This window comes from Pseudomonadota bacterium (genome assembly GCA_039193195.1).
Classification (GTDB): domain Bacteria; phylum Pseudomonadota; class Gammaproteobacteria; order Steroidobacterales; family JBCBZW01; genus JBCBZW01.
Genome location: JBCCWS010000003.1, coordinates 119718 through 136259 on the forward strand (window position 1 = coordinate 119718; position 16542 = coordinate 136259).

15 protein-coding genes are annotated in these 16542 nt (G+C 65.2%); 2 read left to right on the forward strand and 13 right to left on the reverse strand.

Features of this window, described 5'->3' with window-relative positions; all coding sequences use genetic code 11:
• Positions 1-73 precede the first annotated feature (73 nt).
• Together AAGA68_04850 and AAGA68_04855 are read left to right on the forward strand one after the other, a co-directional pair.
• Positions 74-571: a MarR family transcriptional regulator gene (locus tag AAGA68_04850; protein MEM9384366.1), complete on the forward strand. Its 498-nt coding sequence runs from the start codon at positions 74-76 to the stop codon at positions 569-571.
• Positions 568-1128, forward strand: coding sequence for a hypothetical protein (locus tag AAGA68_04855; GenBank protein ID MEM9384367.1), 561 nt, complete (start codon positions 568-570; stop codon positions 1126-1128). Before AAGA68_04850 ends, AAGA68_04855 begins: the two co-directional genes overlap by 4 nt.
• On the opposite strand, the gene AAGA68_04860 is transcribed toward AAGA68_04855, so the two are convergent.
• From AAGA68_04860 to AAGA68_04920, 13 genes are all read right to left on the reverse strand, one after another.
• Positions 1125-2669: a TolC family protein gene (locus AAGA68_04860; GenBank protein ID MEM9384368.1), complete on the reverse strand. Its 1545-nt coding sequence runs from the start codon at positions 2667-2669 to the stop codon at positions 1125-1127. The two genes, AAGA68_04855 and AAGA68_04860, sit on opposite strands and share 4 nt — an antisense overlap.
• The gene (locus AAGA68_04865; protein MEM9384369.1) at positions 2666-3769 is read right to left on the reverse strand and encodes a biotin/lipoyl-binding protein; all 1104 of its coding nucleotides are present in this window, start codon (positions 3767-3769) and stop codon (positions 2666-2668) included. The genes AAGA68_04860 and AAGA68_04865 overlap by 4 nt, the downstream gene beginning before the upstream one ends.
• Positions 3762-5525 carry an ABC transporter ATP-binding protein gene (locus AAGA68_04870; GenBank protein ID MEM9384370.1) on the reverse strand — a complete coding sequence of 588 codons (1764 nt, stop codon included), beginning with the start codon at positions 5523-5525 and terminating at the stop codon, positions 3762-3764. Before AAGA68_04870 ends, AAGA68_04865 begins: the two co-directional genes overlap by 8 nt.
• 113 nt (positions 5526-5638) lie before the next feature.
• Entirely contained in the window at positions 5639-6622 is a 984-nt protein-coding gene (locus AAGA68_04875; GenBank protein ID MEM9384371.1) for an AgmX/PglI C-terminal domain-containing protein, read from the reverse strand.
• The gene (locus AAGA68_04880; GenBank protein ID MEM9384372.1) at positions 6619-7158 is read right to left on the reverse strand and encodes a biopolymer transporter ExbD; all 540 of its coding nucleotides are present in this window, start codon (positions 7156-7158) and stop codon (positions 6619-6621) included. The genes AAGA68_04875 and AAGA68_04880 overlap by 4 nt, the downstream gene beginning before the upstream one ends.
• Positions 7159-7180: 22 nt before the next feature.
• Positions 7181-7750, reverse strand: coding sequence for a biopolymer transporter ExbD (locus AAGA68_04885; protein ID MEM9384373.1), 570 nt, complete (start codon positions 7748-7750; stop codon positions 7181-7183).
• A 3-nt stretch (positions 7751-7753) separates the two neighbouring features.
• Positions 7754-8404, reverse strand: coding sequence for a MotA/TolQ/ExbB proton channel family protein (locus AAGA68_04890; protein ID MEM9384374.1), 651 nt, complete (start codon positions 8402-8404; stop codon positions 7754-7756).
• 4 nt (positions 8405-8408) lie between these two features.
• Complete coding sequence (locus AAGA68_04895; GenBank protein MEM9384375.1) at positions 8409-8861, reverse strand: hypothetical protein; 453 nt, start codon at positions 8859-8861, stop codon at positions 8409-8411.
• The gene (locus tag AAGA68_04900; protein MEM9384376.1) at positions 8848-9489 is read right to left on the reverse strand and encodes a tetratricopeptide repeat protein; all 642 of its coding nucleotides are present in this window, start codon (positions 9487-9489) and stop codon (positions 8848-8850) included. The genes AAGA68_04895 and AAGA68_04900 overlap by 14 nt, the downstream gene beginning before the upstream one ends.
• 34 nt (positions 9490-9523) lie before the next feature.
• Positions 9524-12319, reverse strand: a complete 2796-nt coding sequence (locus tag AAGA68_04905) for a tetratricopeptide repeat protein (protein MEM9384377.1) — start codon at positions 12317-12319, stop codon at positions 9524-9526.
• Positions 12319-14283 (reverse strand): tetratricopeptide repeat protein, encoded by a 1965-nt coding sequence (locus tag AAGA68_04910; protein MEM9384378.1) that lies wholly within the window; start codon positions 14281-14283, stop codon positions 12319-12321. The genes AAGA68_04905 and AAGA68_04910 overlap by 1 nt, the downstream gene beginning before the upstream one ends.
• Before the next feature lie 6 nt (positions 14284-14289).
• A complete protein-coding gene (locus tag AAGA68_04915) occupies positions 14290-14865 on the reverse strand; it encodes an AraC family transcriptional regulator (GenBank protein ID MEM9384379.1) in 576 nt (191 codons plus the stop codon).
• Positions 14866-15111: 246 nt separating this feature from the next.
• Positions 15112-16506: a serine hydrolase domain-containing protein gene (locus tag AAGA68_04920; protein MEM9384380.1), complete on the reverse strand. Its 1395-nt coding sequence runs from the start codon at positions 16504-16506 to the stop codon at positions 15112-15114.
• Positions 16507-16542: the final 36 nt, after the last annotated feature.

Consider the following 16542-nt stretch of genomic DNA (forward strand, 5'->3'; position numbering starts at 1 on the left):
TTCTTGCGGCGGCGTGGGACATCCTCGTGAGGACCTCATAGTATTTTGTTTCAAATGAAATTAAAATAGCAGGATGAAGAAACGTGCCCGTAAAGCTGCCGACGGAAACCGCAACACCCTGCGCCTACAGGATTTTTTGCCGTACCGTCTGTCCGTGCTGTCGAACCGTGTCAGCGGCCTGATCGCCACTGAGTACTCCGACCGCTTCCGCCTCACGATCCCCCAATGGCGCATCATGGCCGTGCTCGCCGAGCACGAGGAGCTCATGGCGAGGGATATCGAGCCTATCGTGCGCATGGATAAGGTGGCGATATCCCGCGCAGTTCGCGTGCTCGCGGACCGCCGCTTCGTGCGCCGTCGGGCCAGCCGTGAAGACGGGCGCGTCACCTGGCTGAGCCTCACGGCCTCCGGGCGCCGGGTCTACCAGCAGGTCCGCCCCATCGCCCAACGGCATGAGGATCGGCTGTTGGAAGCCCTGAACAAGCAAGAAATCGACGCCCTGTGGCGCCTGCTGGACAAGCTCGACCTGCAGGCTGAACGACAGGCCCAGGCGTTGGAGGGGGAAGAATGAGCCCTCTCACCCGATCGCTCGCCGCCGTGGCGCTCGGCCTGCTCTTCGCGGCCGCCGCCAGCGCCCAGGACGGTCCGGGTAAGCCGATCAAGACCACCGTAGCCTACGAGCCGGTGATCGCACTGGCGCCCGAGTCGCGTGAGCTCACCGCCTGCGGGGTACAGATCACCGTGCTGCGCGACGACCAGCCGCTGATCACCACCTCACTCACCCAGCGACGGGAGGGAGAGCAGACGCGCGTGCTTTGGTGTTCGCTGCCTCGCGACCTTCTGCAGGCTACGCCCAGAACCGGCGTGGCTGCCCTGGAAGTGCGCAGCACCATGCGCCTAGAGACGCCGATCAACCTACCAGGCGCCTCACCGCGATCCAGGTGCACGGCTATCGAGGACAACTCATTGCTTTTTCAACGACTGTTCCTTTCCGGAGGCACTCTGCGCATCGCCTTGGAGGATCAACCTACGCTGTCGGTGACCTTGCAACGACCGCTGCCCGCGGCACTGAGATCGGCCTACCTCAACTGCGCCGGTGATCTGTTCCGACCGGAGGACGCCGACTAACGCGGCAGACCCGATCCGATTCCCAGGGCGCCGAAGTCTGCGGTGGCGGCGAAGTAGTCGGCGAGGGCTCGAAAGTAGGCAAGGCGCGCGTCGATCGCCGCGATACGCGCATCAGCCGCGCGCTCCTCGCGCAGGTTGACCACCAGTAGATCGCTCGCCCCTTCGCTGAACTTCACCCGCTCCGCTTCTTCCAGACGCTGGGCCGCAACCACCTGAACTGAGGTGATGCTGGCGAAGCGCACGTCCGCCACGATCTGCTCAGCGATGCCCAAGACTTGCGCGTCGAGCTGGTCGGCAAGCAGGCGACGCTCCTGCTGCAGCGACCGGATGTTGGCCCGCGCTTCGTCGATTTGCCCCTGTGCCTTGCGTCGACGCAGCGGGTACTTTACGTCGAGGCTCACGATCACATCGTTGCCCTGACGGGTCTCGCTACCGGCACCGAAGTCTCGCGCTAGCTTCACCTCCAGATCCAGCTGAGGCTTAAAGGCGTTCTCGCCGAGAGCCACGCGATTGCGCTCCTTCTCCACCTGCGCATCCACGGCGACCAGCGAAACCTGCTGCTCCATCGCGCGCAACAGATCGGTGGGAAGGTCATCGATGATCGCGCGACTCACGGCGGGGAACTCCAAGGGTAGACGGGCGCCGGGTGGTGCCGTCGTGTCGCCATCTGCATCGCGCAAGTACAGGCTCAGTTGTAAGCCCGCAACCCGGAAGTCTCGCTCTGCTTGCACCACCAGCGACTGGCGCTTGAACAGATTCTGGGCGTTCTCGACGAGGAAGATCTCCGCCAGATCCCCTTCGGCAATGCGCCGCCGCAAAGCGTCGTCGCGGCGCACGGCAAGATCCAGCAACTCGCTGTACACCACCAGCTTCTGCCCCGTCGCCACCCAACGCCAGTAGGCGCGCAAGGCGCCGTGCTGCACCTGAACCTGCGTGCGCAGCAGCTCCAGATTCGTAAGGCGCAGATCCAAATCTGCCTGGCGCAGGGCGAAGCGGCGAGGGCCAAACTGGCGATCCTGGAGCAAGGCGAACACCACACCCACGTTGATCTCGCCCAAATCGTTGGTGACGTACTCGTCCTGGTAGATGGGGAAGTCCGCATCGCTGATACGGTAGCCGCCCGAGAATTCGATCGCGTCGCCGCGAATGGGCTTCACCACCTTGGAGTCGACCGTAAGCCCCTCGTAGAAGCCACTGAACCAATTTAGGGACTTGGTCTGCCATTCACTGTCGTAGGCAACACCTTGAGCGGACAGCACCTTTGCACGCGCGGCGGCGGCTTTCTCCACCGCAGCGAGAATTTTCGGAAAGGACTCGATTGAAGAGCGCAGCACCTCATCGCTTTCGAGCGCAGGCGCCGTGCCTAAGTCCTCCGGACCGCCCATTGGACCGAGGGCCTGAAGAGCCTCGGGACGCGCGATCACATCCGCTAGGCCCAAGGCCTCCTGCGTATCCAACTGCTGAGCGGCTGTAGGCCCGGCGAGCAGGCAGACCAGGGACGGCAGCCAGCAGGTCAACGCAGGCCCCGTAGGAACGGTCATTCAGTCAGGGCCGCGATCGACGCGGGAGCCCCTCGCGCCTCCGGTGGCCGCGGCGGGAAGCTGTTGAGGCGACGCCAAAGCTCGTAGCCGAGCTTCACCTCACTCAGCAGGATCCAGCCCTGGGCTCGGGCCCCGAGCCGCAGGTAGCGCTCTTCGGGCCACGGATCGGAGGGATCCTCCGTAACCAACACGCGAAAGCGTCCGTTAGCCGAGGCCACCGGATCCACCGACGCGACAATGCCGCCAAAGGTACCGATCGCCACCTCGGGCCAGCCACCGAATTGCACCGAGGGCCATCCCTCGAAGCGAAGCCGTACCAGCCGTCCTGGCTCCACGATGGACGCATCGAGGCCGGAAATGTAGATCTCCGCCGCCAGACGCACACCGGACGGCACGAAGGAGGCGATGGTCTGCCCCGGTGATACGAGCGTGGCCTTGTCCCCCGCCTCGATGGTGACGATGGTGCCCGCGCGCGGCGCCAACACCGTGCGCAAAGACTGGCGGGACAGGTTGATGTCGAGGCCAGCGAGCGAGGCACGATCAGACTCCGCCTTGGCGCTCGCCTCCCGATACTTGATCTCCGCCCCCTCGAAATCGACGCGGGCCACCAGCCCCTGATCGAACAAGCGCTTCTTGCGATCGTAATCGAGGCGGGCCGTCTCCGCCGCTAAGCGAGACGCTTGGTAGCGATTCTCCGCCGCGGCGCGCTCCTGCTCTAAGCGCGTGATGAACTGGGGATCGAGGTCGATGATCTCGACGATGGGATCTCCCGCCTCGACGACGCTGCCATCGCGCACGAACCAGCGGGAGATGCGCCCGCCGGCAAGCGCCGTGATGGCCTGGGAGCGATCCGCCGGGTCGAGGGCCGTAACGCTGCCACTGCCCACGGAGGTTTGCACCCACGGAGTGAAGCGCAAGAACAACACGAGCATGACGATAGCGGGCACGATTGACAGGGCCACCGCGAGCCCCACGCTGGGCAAGCGAATGCTCTGAAAGTTATCGAAGTACTGCCTATGCTCCGGATTAGCAAACATGCCGAAACGGAAGCGACTTGCCCCTCGACGCCCTCCGGATCGATGTGCGCTGATCTCAACCATGGCTTCCCTCCTTGGACTGCGCCAGGGCGCCGAGTTCACCGCCAGCGGTCACATCGGAGATCCCCTGCTCAATCTCGAAGCTGATTAGACCGGCGAGCGTCTCGAAGGTGCGTGGCTCGTCGCCAGTGATCTGCGGGTCGAGCAGGGCGTAGCGATCGAAGGCGTCCAAATCACGTCGGTTGGATAGGAAGATCAACGTGATACTAAGCTCCCGGGCGCGCGCCACGATGGCGCGACGGTGCGCGCACTGTAGGGCATCGAAGTGCGGTGCGATCACCAGCACCCTCGGTCGCATCAGCAGCGCTTGGACAACTTTCACGCGCATCGCTTCGGTGGAAACGAGGGGGTAGCCGTCAGCGGCAACGCGCAGTTCCAAACCCTCCACAAGCTCATCGAGGGCATCGCTCAAACCGAGCAGCTCGAGCTCCGCGTGCATGGCGACGCGGGTGACGTGTTCTCCGGCGATCGCAAGGTTGTCGGCGATCGACCCTTCGATCAGCGTGTCTTCGTTAAGGAAGTGCACCTGATCGCGCAGATCGTGCACATTGATATCGCGGATGTCGTGTCCGCCAACTTCGATGCGCCCCTTTTCAGGCTCCTGAAAGCGCTGCAGGAGGTTGCGCATCACGTGCACGGCACCCCCGCTCCGCGATGCCACCAAGGTGCAACTGCCTGCCCTAAACTCCCCATCCAAAAAGTACATCACCCCACGATAGCTGTGGCTGACATCGACCAAACGAATGCTGGAGCCGAGCGTATCGATGCGCGGCTGGTCAGCCTCTTCCAAGGGCAGGGAGTAGAACTGGGAGAGCTTGTGCAGGCCGGCGCACAGGTCATAGTAGAGCTCGAGGTAGTAGTGAAACCCCGCCAGGCCGGCGAAGATCGCCCCAAGGATGAGTTCCGCCGCCACCAGCTGGCCGAGGGACAGCTCGCCGGCGATGACCAGAAAACCTCCAATGCCGAGCAGCGCAGCACTCGCGAGGGCGTAGAGCCCGAGCAAACCGATCACTTGGGTGAAGGTGTAGCGAAAATGACGCCGGTGCTGATCGAGATATTTGTTAGCGTGGTGCTCCGTTCGCTCGAGGGCGTAGTCAATCGTACGGCGTGCCTTAAAAAAATGATTGTTGCGGGTGATGGACTCCAGCCAGTCCGCCATATCCAACTTCGCTGAGGAGATGTCGACGGCGCTGGCGATGGCCTGGTTGTCTACCACTCGCCAAACGAAGTAGACAAGCAGCGCGTGGGCCAGGCTAAAGGCGAAGAAGACCGGATGGTAGAAGGACACCACCACGTAGCCTACTAGCGTCTGCAGCACCAAGGTGGTGCCGCCGACGGCCATCGCGGGCAGGGTCTTCTGCAGGTTCATGATCTCGAAGAAGCGGTTCATCAAGTCGTCGCGGTTGCGATTGAGCAGCGCGTCGTGATCCGCGTAGACCAGGCGTAGGGCAATCTCCGAGGTCATGCGAGCAAAGAAGCGACGCTCGAACACCTCCATCGCCCACACCTGTAGAGCGACCAGGAACCCCGACAAGGCGAGCACCGCGAATAAGCCCAGGGAGAGCACGACGACTGCCCGCACCACCGTGGTGTTCGCCACCGCCTCGATCAAGATCTGCACCGAGATAGGAACGGCCAAGGTGAACAGGCTAATGGCGACCGCGTAGATGGCGGCGACGTAAAAGAAACCCGCGTCGGGCGCTACGATCAGGCGCAGCAGCGGAAACAGCCTGAACGGCTGTTTAGAAGGATCTGCCATGGACGGTCGAGTACGACGAGCGCGGGGGTGACGCCCAACAGCCGCAGAATAACGTAAGACCGCACCGGGGTTGCCCAGTGCGGTGTTCGGGCCGCGCTAGATGCGGCAGATTTTTATGCGGGGAAGAACTCGATCGGCTTGGTCGTGGTGACTTCTGAAACGTCCTTCGCGCCAAAGTCGAACAGGCGCACGCGGCGCACGAGCTTGGCTTCGAGTTCCGGTGAGTTCAGCTCACTCGACACCACCTCACACGCGACCACCTGACCGGAGGGCGCGATCGTTAGGCGCAACACCAGCTTGCCCTGCAAACCAGGATTCTGACGCAAAGCACGTCGGTAGAGGGCGTAGATGGCTGCCTTGTTTCGATCGAACACCATCTCGATCTCTTCCCGACTGCGGGTCACGGCCACCGCTCCTGTAGCCTGCGCAGCAGCCCGCGCCACCTGGGCGACAGCGACGTCACTCTCCACCGTGGTGGTCTGGCGACCGGTAAGCTGCGTGCCTCCGGTGTTGCGACTCAGGCCAGCAGTGTTAATCCCGCCACTCGCCGTGCCAGCCCCGGCGGTCACCAGCGAGCGCTCGCTGCGATCCGCAGCAGCTACCGAATCCGATAGGGCCTGAGGCTTGGCCGCCACAGTCACCGCCGAGTGCTGGCGAAGGTCTGCTAGCTGGTCGGCGAAGGCCATGACGCCCGTACGCGAGGCCTTCTCCCGTGCCTCGGCAACGCGTTCCTGAGGCTTCACTTCAGGCGGCGGCGGGACGGGCTCAGGCGTTGGCTTCACCTCGGGCTCGGACACGGGCTCAGGCGGCTTCTCCTGCACCACCGGCTCAGGCTCAGGCGCTGGTTCCGGCTGCACCACGGGCGGTGGCGGCGGCGGCTTCTTGCGTTCTATCACGAGCTTCACGAAACGCTCAGGCACCTCCTCCGGCCGCGCCTGCTCCGCATCCTGAGTTGGCAGGATTGGCACGATGAGCGCAAGCACCAAGGTGACGGCGAGCACCCGGAGCGTGAACTTGTTCAGACGCTTGGCGTCAACCTCGGGCACGCTCCACGGCAGGTCGTACTCGCGGTAGTAGCTGTGCACGTAAGTGCTCATGACTGGGCACCTCCTGCCGGCTCGTCCTTGCCCGCCCGCTGCACGACGGCCAAGGAGACTCGCGTGTAGTCCGCATCGGTGCACGTCGCCATGACCTTCTTCAACAGGCGGAAGGGCGTGCCCTTATCTCCCATGATGGTGACTTCGTGTGCCGGCGGCTCTTCGTCGGCCGCCAGACCCGCGTCGGCGATCAGCCGCTCGTGTTCGGCGGCCAGGGCCTCGCGCAAGGGCGCGATGATGTTGCCCTCTACGGCAGCGGCTTCCTCGGTCGTCGCCACCTGCTGCCCCTGAACCAGGATGCGGTCGCCCGTGACCATGACCACCACCGTTTCGCGGGGCTTCTCCTCGGCGACCGATTCGGGCATCGCCAGGATCTTCGAGGACGGCACTTCCTGTGAATCGTTGGAGTTCACGAGCAGGAAGAACACCAGGATGGTGAAGATGTCCATCAGTGAGACGAGGTTGAGTTTGCCGGCCGCAGACGCGTTGGCGTTGCGCCGCCCGCCACTGAAGCGACGATTGAATCTGGTTGACACGATCAGTGCTCCTTAAGAGGCGTCAGTCGCCCGCATCGAGGACGCTCGCGGCGTCAGCGGTCAGGGCAGCTTCGACGCCAGGCGAGGCAGGTACGGCATCGCCCACGGCGATCTCGGGGAACAGCTCACCGAATTGCTTGGCGCCGTTCTCCACCACTTCTTCCACGCGCACCGAGTCCATCACCTGCACGAGTACGTCGTACTCGATGTCGGGCTCCAGCAGCACCGTAGCGTCAGTCTTGTCGGGGTAGCGCACCTTCACCTGCTTCAGGAAGTCGGCGAGGGCCGCGAGGTCGTACTTGCCATCCACGGTGTTGGCAAAGGCCTTCAGCAGACCCGTGTCGCGATCGCCCACTTCCAGGTAGTTAGCGCGCACCGTGATCTCCAGATTGAGCGTCTCTTCCGGCTCCGCCTGAGCAGCCGCACCGTCGGGACCCGGAAGGTTGAGCTCAATCACGGCCAAGCGTGAGAACACGGCAGTGATCAGGAGGAACGGCACCAGGATCACCATCAGGTTCATAAACGCCGTGATGTTGAGCTCTGCCGTCTCCTGAGCGTGCCGATCTCGCCACTTGCGCCGACCGATGGCCATGGCCTAGGCCGCCTCTTTCTGCGCCGTGCGCTCGCTCACGTTGTTCAGGAACTTCACCGCCGCCATCTCGAGCGAATCGACGATGCGCGAGGTCTTCGACTGCAGCACCGTGTGGATCAGCAGGAGCGGAATCGCCACCATCAGACCGAAGGCCGTGGTGTTCATGGCCACGGAGATACTGGCGGACAGGAGGTCTGCCTTCTCCGCCGGGTTGGCCGCGGCCACCGCGGTAAAGGCCTTGATCAGACCGATGATGGTGCCGAGCAGGCCGAGCAGTGTCGCCACGTTGGCGAAGGTGGCCAGGTAGTGGGTGCGTTGCTCGAGGCGCGGCACCTCCTCCATCAGGCTCTCCTCCATGGCGCGCTCGATGTCGTCGCGGCGGCGCGAGCTGCGCAGGCGATCGAAGCCGTAGGACAGGATCTTGCCGACGGAGGTCTTAGACTGGCGGGTCACGATCACCGCCTGGTTGTAGTCGCCGCTCTTCAGCAGCGGCGTGACCTTCTTCCAGACCTGCTGATTGCGTACAGCGGACATGGAGAGCACCACCCAACGCTCGAGGGCGATGGCGAGGCCAATCGCAAAGACGATGACGATCGGGTACATGAACATCCCGCCGTCTTGAAAGAAACTGACTACCGCGTTGTAGGCGTTCATTAACTTATTCCTCAGTCAGGTTAGTCGCCGTCTTGGCCAATTGTGCTGCGTCATCCTTAGGCGCACCGTGAAGCAAGCCGTAGTACTCGAGTTCGCGTCGAAATACTTCCGGATCCACGGGGGCCAGGGCCTCCTCCACTAGGCTGACGATCGGTCGTCCGCCGAGTTCTGCGGGTGCCGCGGACTTCCACGGCACCACCACCATCACGCGCGGCAACTCCCGGTTGCCGCTCACGGAGGTGGTCTGTAGTTCGATCTCTTGCCGGCCGCCGCGGCGGGTCGCACGCATACGGGTGGGCGCTGGCGAGGTCTCCACCGCCGGCCCTGGCAGCTCCTGCGCATCGGCCGCCGCGCTCGCGCTCGCCTCCTCTTCCTGGGCGAAAGCGCCAAAGCCCGTCAGCACGCCGGCGAGGGCGACGACCAGCAGACTGCGCCTTCGGTGATTAGAATTCTTCATCGACCACTCCTGCCGTTCGCTGTTCGGCTTCCACTTGCCTGCGCATGTCGGCGATCCACGCCTCCACCCGATCGTCCGGCTCTTCCGCGAGTTCGAAATAGCGTTCGTAGTGCACCAGGGCCTCAGCGGGCTGGTGCAGATAGATATCGTGCAGCACGGCGGCGTTGAAGTGCGCCAGCGCGTAGTCAGGCACAGCTGCAATAGCCTTCTCGTAGGCATCGCGCGCCGAGAGGAAGCGGCCCATCTGACGATAGACAACACCGAGCTGATTCCAGGCCTCAACAGCGTCCGGCCGCAGCTCGATGGCGCCGAGCAGGGCGTTCTTTGCCGCCTCGAACTCCCCCTCACCGGAGAGCGCGATGCCGAGGTTCACGCGCGGGCCGAGCAGCGTGGGCTGGGCCGCGATGAGCGCTTCGAGGCGCTCACTGGCGCCGGTGAAATCGCCCGCTTCGAGCAGCGCCAGGGCAGCGCCGTAATCCCGTTGTACCTGCGCCGACACTACCACCGCATCGGCCTCACCTGCTTCGCCTCCCTTCGCCTTACGATCGGAAGGCACGGAAGAGCAGCCGGCCAGCACGAGTGCGCCAGTAAGTAGCAGTAATAGCTGCGCGCCTGCGCGGGTCGGCACCGGTCGCTTCGATCGCGCGACTCGATGGGCAGGCTTAATCGATGTAGCTGACAAGGGTCTCTCCCTTCTCTGCCTTGGCGTAGCGCGCCGGCACCAGTTCGGCGAGGCGTGCCAAGCTGGCCTGCACCCATTCGTCGAACACGCCGTCCACGGTGCGACGCGCATTGGCCTCATGTAATTCGATCGCCTGTTCCTCGAAGGGAAAGGCCTGTTCTTCGAGCAGGAACTCGTATTGCTCCAACTCCAGTTCGCTCAGCTCCGGCGGTCGCTCCGAGTCCATCAGGGCGCGACCGAGGCCAAGGTAGAGATCCGCGATGCGGTACGCGGACGCCGTACTGACGCCGGCGATGCCATAGCCCGCCGCCAAGGTGTAGGCGTCGAGCGTGCTTTCCATCGCACCGCGCTTGGCCGTGAGGCTGTCCTGGATCGGCAGGGTCAGCTGCAGACGTTCGAAGCGTTGGCGCTCCACGTCGGCGAGCTTGAGGGCCGCACCGGCGGCGGCGCTGCGGCTGCGATCGCTACGGTTGGCGCCTGCCGCGGCATCGATGTCCACTAGGCGGCGCAAGGCCGTGAGCTCCGCCGCACCGTTGCCGAGGCGCTGGTGCGTGGCGGCCGTGCGCTCCTGGGCATCGACGCGTTCGTCGAGGCTCACGGGCAGCTGATCACTCAGGAAGGCAAGCATGGCGAGCGTCTTGGCTGGGTTGGCCGATTGCTCGTACTGATTTGCAGCATTCCACGCCGAGTCGATGCGCACGTCCATGGGTTCGCTGTCCGTCCGTGCCACCCGTTCAAGCTCGACCGCAGCGCCAGCAGCGTCGCCCGTGGCGAGATACGCCGTGGCCAGCTTGCGGGTTACATCGGCGCCGTACTCGTGATCAGGGTGGCGCGCGCGGAAGTCGTTCAGGGCGGTGGCGGCCCGATCCCACTGCTCGAGCTGAATCAGGGCGGCGGAGGCATCGTAGTCGGCGGTGGCGGTGATCGAGGAGTTCGGCGCCACCTGCGCAACCCGCAGGAAGTCCTCCACGGCGCTCTCGAGGTCGCCCGCATCACGATGGGCCTCGCCCTGGCGGTAGACGCTCGCGGCCAGGCGCTCGGTCATGTCATCGCGCACCTGCGGCGCAGGATCGAGGGCCAGCACCTGTTGATAGGCCTGTTCAGCGCGCAGGTAATCCGCCAGCTCGAACTGGGCGTAGCCGACCACGGTCCAGGCGGTACGCGCGAGGGCCAGCTCGGCGGGCGGGTCCCAGGTCGTCACCACGACCGCTGCCTCGCTCGCCGCGGCGTACTCACCGAAGGCGAACAGGTCTTCCGCCGCCCGCGTCTGGACGGGCACCGATTGCGGGTGGGTCGGGAAGGTTGCGGCGAAGCGCAGGGCGCTGTCGACGCCCTGGCGGCGCCAGCCGTCGCGGCTCCCACCATCACCCAGTCTCTCGGCTTCACGGTCGTAAGCGAGCAGCGCCGCGTAACCGGCCTCGGCAGCCTGCTCGTGGTCGCCGTACTCGTAGGCGGTCCGCTCGTACTCTTCCGTCGCCTCGGCAAAGCGCTCCTGTTCGAACAGCAGTTCGGCAAGCAGGAAGCGTTTGCCCGGCGTCTCCACCTCGGCGGGGAAGGAGGCGAGCCACTGACGGTACCAATAGGTGGCCGTCTCGTAATCCGCAGCGGAATCGACCGTGCCGGCCTCAGCCCCTGCCTGGGCGCGCGCGTGGTAGTACTCGGTCAGATCCGTCAGGTGCACCTTGAGGGCCGCAACCACGTCCTCCAAGTCGGCGGGGGCGTGCAGGCTCCAGAACGGCGCCGTGAGGGCGTAGCGCTCGGCGAAGGCCTCCTTCGCTGCCAGGACCTCGTCGGCAAAACCCGCATTGACGAAGGTGTCGATCACCCGCAGCTGCAGGACCGGCGCCTCGCGGTGCTCAGGGTAGGCCACCGAGAAAGCGTCATAGGTGCTCGCCGCATCGTTGAAACGCTCCTGCCCCAGGTAGAGGTCGCCGAGGCCTGCGTACACGAGGTGTTCGAAGCCTGGATTTGCCTGCGTGGCGAGGAACGCCGTCAGAGAGTCGACGCCGTCGAGGTAGGAGAAGCTGATGCTCATCGCGCGGATCGCATCGTCCAGCAGTTCGCGCTCGGCGCGGGAGATGTCATCTTCGGCGCGTTGGCTGTAAGCGATGTCATCGGATGTAAGGATGCGCCCCGCGAGGTGCCAGAAGGCAGCGGTACCGTCCTCGTAGCGCGCCTCACGGAACAGGGACCAACCCTGCTTGTAGAGGGACTGATCGAAGAAATCGGACTGATCACCGATAGCCAGCACCTGGCCGTAGGCATCCGCGGCCAGGTCGAAATCCTGGCGCAGGAAGTACGCCTCGCCCTGGCGGAACCAAGCCTCGTCCACCAGCGGTGAGTCGGGGTGTTCGGTGACCAGGCGCGAAAGGGCGAGCACGGCGTCATTCGGCTCGCCGCGTTGATCGTGCGCCCGGGCGAGCTGGTAGAGCACCACGTCGCCCTCGGGACGATCGGGGTAGCGATTGACCAGCTCTGCGTAGAGGCGGATCGCCTCACCGTAGGCAGCCTGGGCCGCGTCCAAGCGCTCCTCCTCTAGGAGCAGCTCTTCGGCGCGCTCGAGCTCGAGATCGGCGAGGCGACGCAGGGCGTCGGCTCGGCGCGGGTCATCGGCCGGCGCGAGCTCGAGGAACGCGTGGTAGCTATCCCGCGCGCGCTCGGCGTCGAGGAAATCAGACAGCACCTGGCTCTGCGCGGGCAGCGCGACGGCGAGCACCGCGCCAGCCACCGCCGCTGGCAGGACGTTTCGTCCCGGTTGTCGCGAGTCACCCGCCATTACGGCCCGTCTCCATGGGCAGCGCTGTCGTAGACGCTCGCGAGCGCGTACTGGGCTTCCGTAAGGTAGGCGGCGAGGCGGGCTCGGCGCTGATCGAGCGTGAGCGTCGCCAAGGCGTAGATGTAATCGCCGTGTTCATCCATGAGCCCGTCGATCCGTGCGGTGAGTGCGTCGACGCGGGGCACGATGGCCTCCACGCGTTCGGCAAATCGCTGCAGGCGCTCGTCTGCCCCTTCGCGGGCGGCGAGCAGCGCCTCCGTGCGCGTATGTGCTTCGGCCAGGGCGCCGTCCAGTTCGTGCACGGCTTTCGTGCGGTCCCACAGGCGCGCGGCGTACTCCTCTTCCAGCTGCCAGGACAGGACCCCGTTCAGGACCCGGTATTTGTTGCGCAGCTCATCCAGTTGTTCAGTATAGCGTCCCGCGTGCGCCGGCAGCGTATCGAGTCGGCGACGCACGCGGGCGAGGCGTGCTTGTACTGCCTGCTCGTCCGAGCTCACCAATCCTGCCGCGTCCGCTTGCTCGCGCACGCGATCCAGCCGTCCCCTGACCCGCTCAGCGCGCTCGTCGAGGGCCCCTAAGCGACCGCTGGCGAGCGCTTCGCCCATCAACTCGACGCGACCGTCGAAACGCGTGCGCCGCGAGGCCAACATGTCCTGATAGGCCGTGACGCCCTCGCGCCACCCCTCGAGGTTCTGCCGCAGGAGGCGCAGATCTCGGTAGTTCTTGAGGGCCTCTTGAAACGAGTGCTCGGCCAACAAGCGATAGAGATAGCGCGTCTGTGGGGTGTCCGGCAGTCGCTCGAGCTGCCAGAACCAGCCGAGATCATCGCCCTCGACGGAGGCCAATAACTCGCCGAGGAAGCCGCCGCCCGCCGCGTCGTAGGCGACCCGGTCGATGCGCGCCATCTCGTCATTGAAGGAACCGATCGCGGCCGTGTAGCGATCCACCGCGGCGGGATAGTTCTCGAGCTTGCCAAGGGCGTAGGGCACGGCCAGGTAGGCTTCCTGCACAGCAGGGTCGAAGGGATCACCCGCCTCTAGGGCCTGCCAAGGATCGAGGGCCTGCTCGTACTCCCCCTGCGCCGCGTAGGCCCAACCGAGACCGAGGCGCGCCCGCGCGCTCCAGGGGCTGGCGTCTTCCACGCGGCCAAGGTACCGGGCGGCTTCGTCCGGTTGGTCGTCCTGCAGAAACGCGAAGCCCAGGGCAACGTTGGCCTTGTCCGTGAGCGCCTGGTGTTCTTCGTAGGTGAGATCAACATCGATCGCGCCCTCGCGCTTCAGTAAGCGCCAAGGCGTGAAGAGATAGCCAAGGCTGCCGAAGAAGCCCACCCGGTCTGGCTGCTCGCGGCCAGCGCCGATACGCTGCAGGAAGCGCGTGCCGCGCTGCACATCACCGCCGCGCACGAGAGCGACGCCGAGGTTGTAGCGCGCGTAGTCGAGGTATTCGTCCGACCCCTTCCAACGTTCGAGCTGGGCGGCCGCCTGATCGTACTGCCCGGCGTCCATGTAAAGGCGTGAGGCAAGCAGCTTGCGCTGGGCGTCGAGGTCGCGCGGCAGGGACTCGCCGATCTCCTCGAGAGCGCGGGCGGCGCGGTCAGGCTGGGCCCGCTGGTAGGCGATCTTGGCGAGGTAGAACCAGGCCCGGTCGCGCACCTCCTCCCGGTCGTCTTGGGCTAGCAGACTGTGGAAGATCTGCTCCGCGTCCTCCTGCTGGCCGTAGCTGACAAACATGCCGCCGAGCAGCAGCTCCGCCTCGGTGCTGTGATGGGCGATGCGCTCCTGTTCGCGCGCCGCGAGCAGGCGAGTGATCGCGGCGAAGTGATCGTACTGATAGAAGTGGAACAGTACCTCGCCGTAGTGGAGGTCCCGCACGCGAGGTTCGTAGCGCTTACGTCGCGCGTCCGCGTCGTCGGCGAGGCCGATCAACGCGCAGGCGAGCAACGCGACGCTTAAGCCTCGACCCATCGACAGCTACTCCCACACCCGCGCCACGAACTCGGGCTGCTGCTTGCGCTCGCTGTCGTGAATCTGGAGCTCCACATAGCGCGTACCTAGACCCTTTTCGAACTCGAGGGTGGTACCGCGTCGGTAGTCGCGCCCGTGAGGCCCCTTACCGGTGAAACGCGCGACCAGCTCGTGCTCGCCAGCGCGCAGGTTGCCCACGAAGAGCTTTTGTACGCCGCCGCGAACGAGCGCATCGACCTCGCGTTGGGTGTAGAGATGACTCGCCACCTGCTTGCCATCCACCTCGAGTTCTACGCCGTCGAGGGCGAAGTAGGTGCCAACGTCGAAGGAGAGGAAGACGGTGACTTGCGTGTTGGCGGGAAATAGCAACTCTTCTTCGAGAATGAACAGATCGCGGTTGAGAGCCAGCACCTCACTCTTGAGGTCCTGGACTTCCTGGTCGATCGCCTTGAGGGGCGCGTCGGCAGCGGGCGGGCTGATGGCGGCGTCGGCCCCGGCGCCCGGCTCCTGGGCGCTGGCCAGACTGCCAAACAGGCAAACAGCAGCGATTAGCAGAGCTGCCCCCGACGATCGCCCATTCATAAGTGTCCGCCGACACCACTGTCGCCGGTCGCCCGATACCGTCCCCATACGCTTGGCACCCGTCAGGTCGCGAAAGATGATTCTTTGGCCACGAGAGGGGGCGTCCACCACCGCCGAAGCTGGGGCGCAGGAGGCCGCTCATCGGGCTTGGCTACGCTCCCATACGCGTCGATTCACCTTCAATGTGTCGGGTCACAACTACAAGCCCCTATCTGACGGGCTTCACAAAGTGCCATCAAAAGGCGCTTAGGGGGTCACACGCTGGAAGTTGCCCATGTCCCCTTGTAGGTAGAGGGTGCCCTCGTCATCGCGCACGAATGCGCTGGTGGCGGCCGGCTCCCAGGGGCGGCGAAAGGTGTGATCGCCCAGCGGCAAGAGAGGGCGTGGGGAGCCGCCGTCGATTCGGGTCAGGAGTCGTCCGCCTTCCCGCTCGATCACCATTCGCTTCACCGGCGCGCCCGCGAAGCGCGTCGTGGCCGAGCGGTACTCGCCTGCGTAGGCGTCTAGGTCGCTCGGCGCCAGCCTGGCGACAGGCGGGACGCTCGGCCGAGGCGAGGTAGCGGCCGGCGCGAAGGCGTCTTCGATCACCCGTCTCAGGCGCCGCAGGGACTGCTTGCGGAACGCGGTGATGACGAGGAAGTAGCCCCGATCGAGCTCACGGCTGTAGCCGTAGTGGGCGAGGTAGCCGTCGGCATCGCCACCGTGGCCGTGCCAGATGACGCCTTTGCGCGCCCAAGCGTAGTTGCCGAGGCCGTAGCCCCAGCCCGTAAGACCAGCCTTGGCGGCCAGAGTGGTGCGCGGGGATTCGAGGCGGGTGATCGACTCGCTCGTCAGTAGCCGTCGACCCTCTACCACACCCTCACCCATCAGCAGCTGCAGCAGGGGCACCATGTCCTTGGGCGTCAGGTTCAAGGCGCCGAAGGCGGGGTACAACATGTGCCAGTAGACCATCGGTGTGCGGCCGTCGCGATCGTAGCCCTTAGCCAGGTGCGCGAGCGTATCGGGCGTCGGGCTAAGGGTCGCACTGGTGAGGCCCATAGGTGCGAACAGAGCCTCCTGCATGAAGCGCTCGAAGGGCTGGCCGCTCACCTCCTCGAACACCTTGGCAGCGACCCCCGCGCCGGAGTTGGAGTAGGAGGAGTGGGTGCCGGGTGGCCAGCGGGCCGTGCGCGAGGCAGGACGCAAGGCGAGTGCCCGGTCGAGGCTCATCGGCTCCCGCACGGCCCACTCGTCCGCGACCATATCCTGAAACCCCGCCGTGTGCTCGAGCAGGTGCGCGATGCGTACGGGCACCTCGTCCGCCCAGGGGTTATCGAAGGGCGCGGGGCCGTCGAGGTGTTCGGTCACCGGGTCGTCGAGCTGCAGCATCCCACGCTCCGCCAGGACTAGGGCCCCAAGGGAGGTGAAGGTCTTGGTGATTGAGCCCACGCGAAAGACCGTATCCGGCCCGACCGGCACCTGCGATTCGAGGTCGCGCACGCCGTAGGCGCCTACATGGAGGGTCTCGTGCGTACTCACCAGCGCCAGCCCCATCGCAGGTACGTGCTCCTCCTTGCGCACGGAGTCAAGACGCGCGATCAAGTCATCGGGCACGCCCTGCCCCACGGCCACGAGCGGACAGACAGAGGCAAACAAGAGCACTAGGCAACCTGACGGGAGGCAGGATACCGAGAGGGC

Coding starts and splice junctions, on each gene's coding strand:
- AAGA68_04850 (MEM9384366.1), top strand. CDS start 74: ATGAAGAAACGTGCCCGTAAAGCTGCCGACGGAAACCGCAACACCCTG.
- AAGA68_04855 (MEM9384367.1), top strand. CDS start 568: ATGAGCCCTCTCACCCGATCGCTCGCCGCCGTGGCGCTCGGCCTGCTC.
- AAGA68_04860 (MEM9384368.1), bottom strand. CDS start 2,669: ATGACCGTTCCTACGGGGCCTGCGTTGACCTGCTGGCTGCCGTCCCTG.
- AAGA68_04865 (MEM9384369.1), bottom strand. CDS start 3,769: ATGGTTGAGATCAGCGCACATCGATCCGGAGGGCGTCGAGGGGCAAGT.
- AAGA68_04870 (MEM9384370.1), bottom strand. CDS start 5,525: ATGGCAGATCCTTCTAAACAGCCGTTCAGGCTGTTTCCGCTGCTGCGC.
- AAGA68_04875 (MEM9384371.1), bottom strand. CDS start 6,622: ATGAGCACTTACGTGCACAGCTACTACCGCGAGTACGACCTGCCGTGG.
- AAGA68_04885 (MEM9384373.1), bottom strand. CDS start 7,750: ATGGCCATCGGTCGGCGCAAGTGGCGAGATCGGCACGCTCAGGAGACG.
- AAGA68_04890 (MEM9384374.1), bottom strand. CDS start 8,404: ATGAACGCCTACAACGCGGTAGTCAGTTTCTTTCAAGACGGCGGGATG.
- AAGA68_04895 (MEM9384375.1), bottom strand. CDS start 8,861: ATGAAGAATTCTAATCACCGAAGGCGCAGTCTGCTGGTCGTCGCCCTC.
- AAGA68_04905 (MEM9384377.1), bottom strand. CDS start 12,319: ATGGCGGGTGACTCGCGACAACCGGGACGAAACGTCCTGCCAGCGGCG.
- AAGA68_04910 (MEM9384378.1), bottom strand. CDS start 14,283: ATGGGTCGAGGCTTAAGCGTCGCGTTGCTCGCCTGCGCGTTGATCGGC.
- AAGA68_04915 (MEM9384379.1), bottom strand. CDS start 14,865: ATGAATGGGCGATCGTCGGGGGCAGCTCTGCTAATCGCTGCTGTTTGC.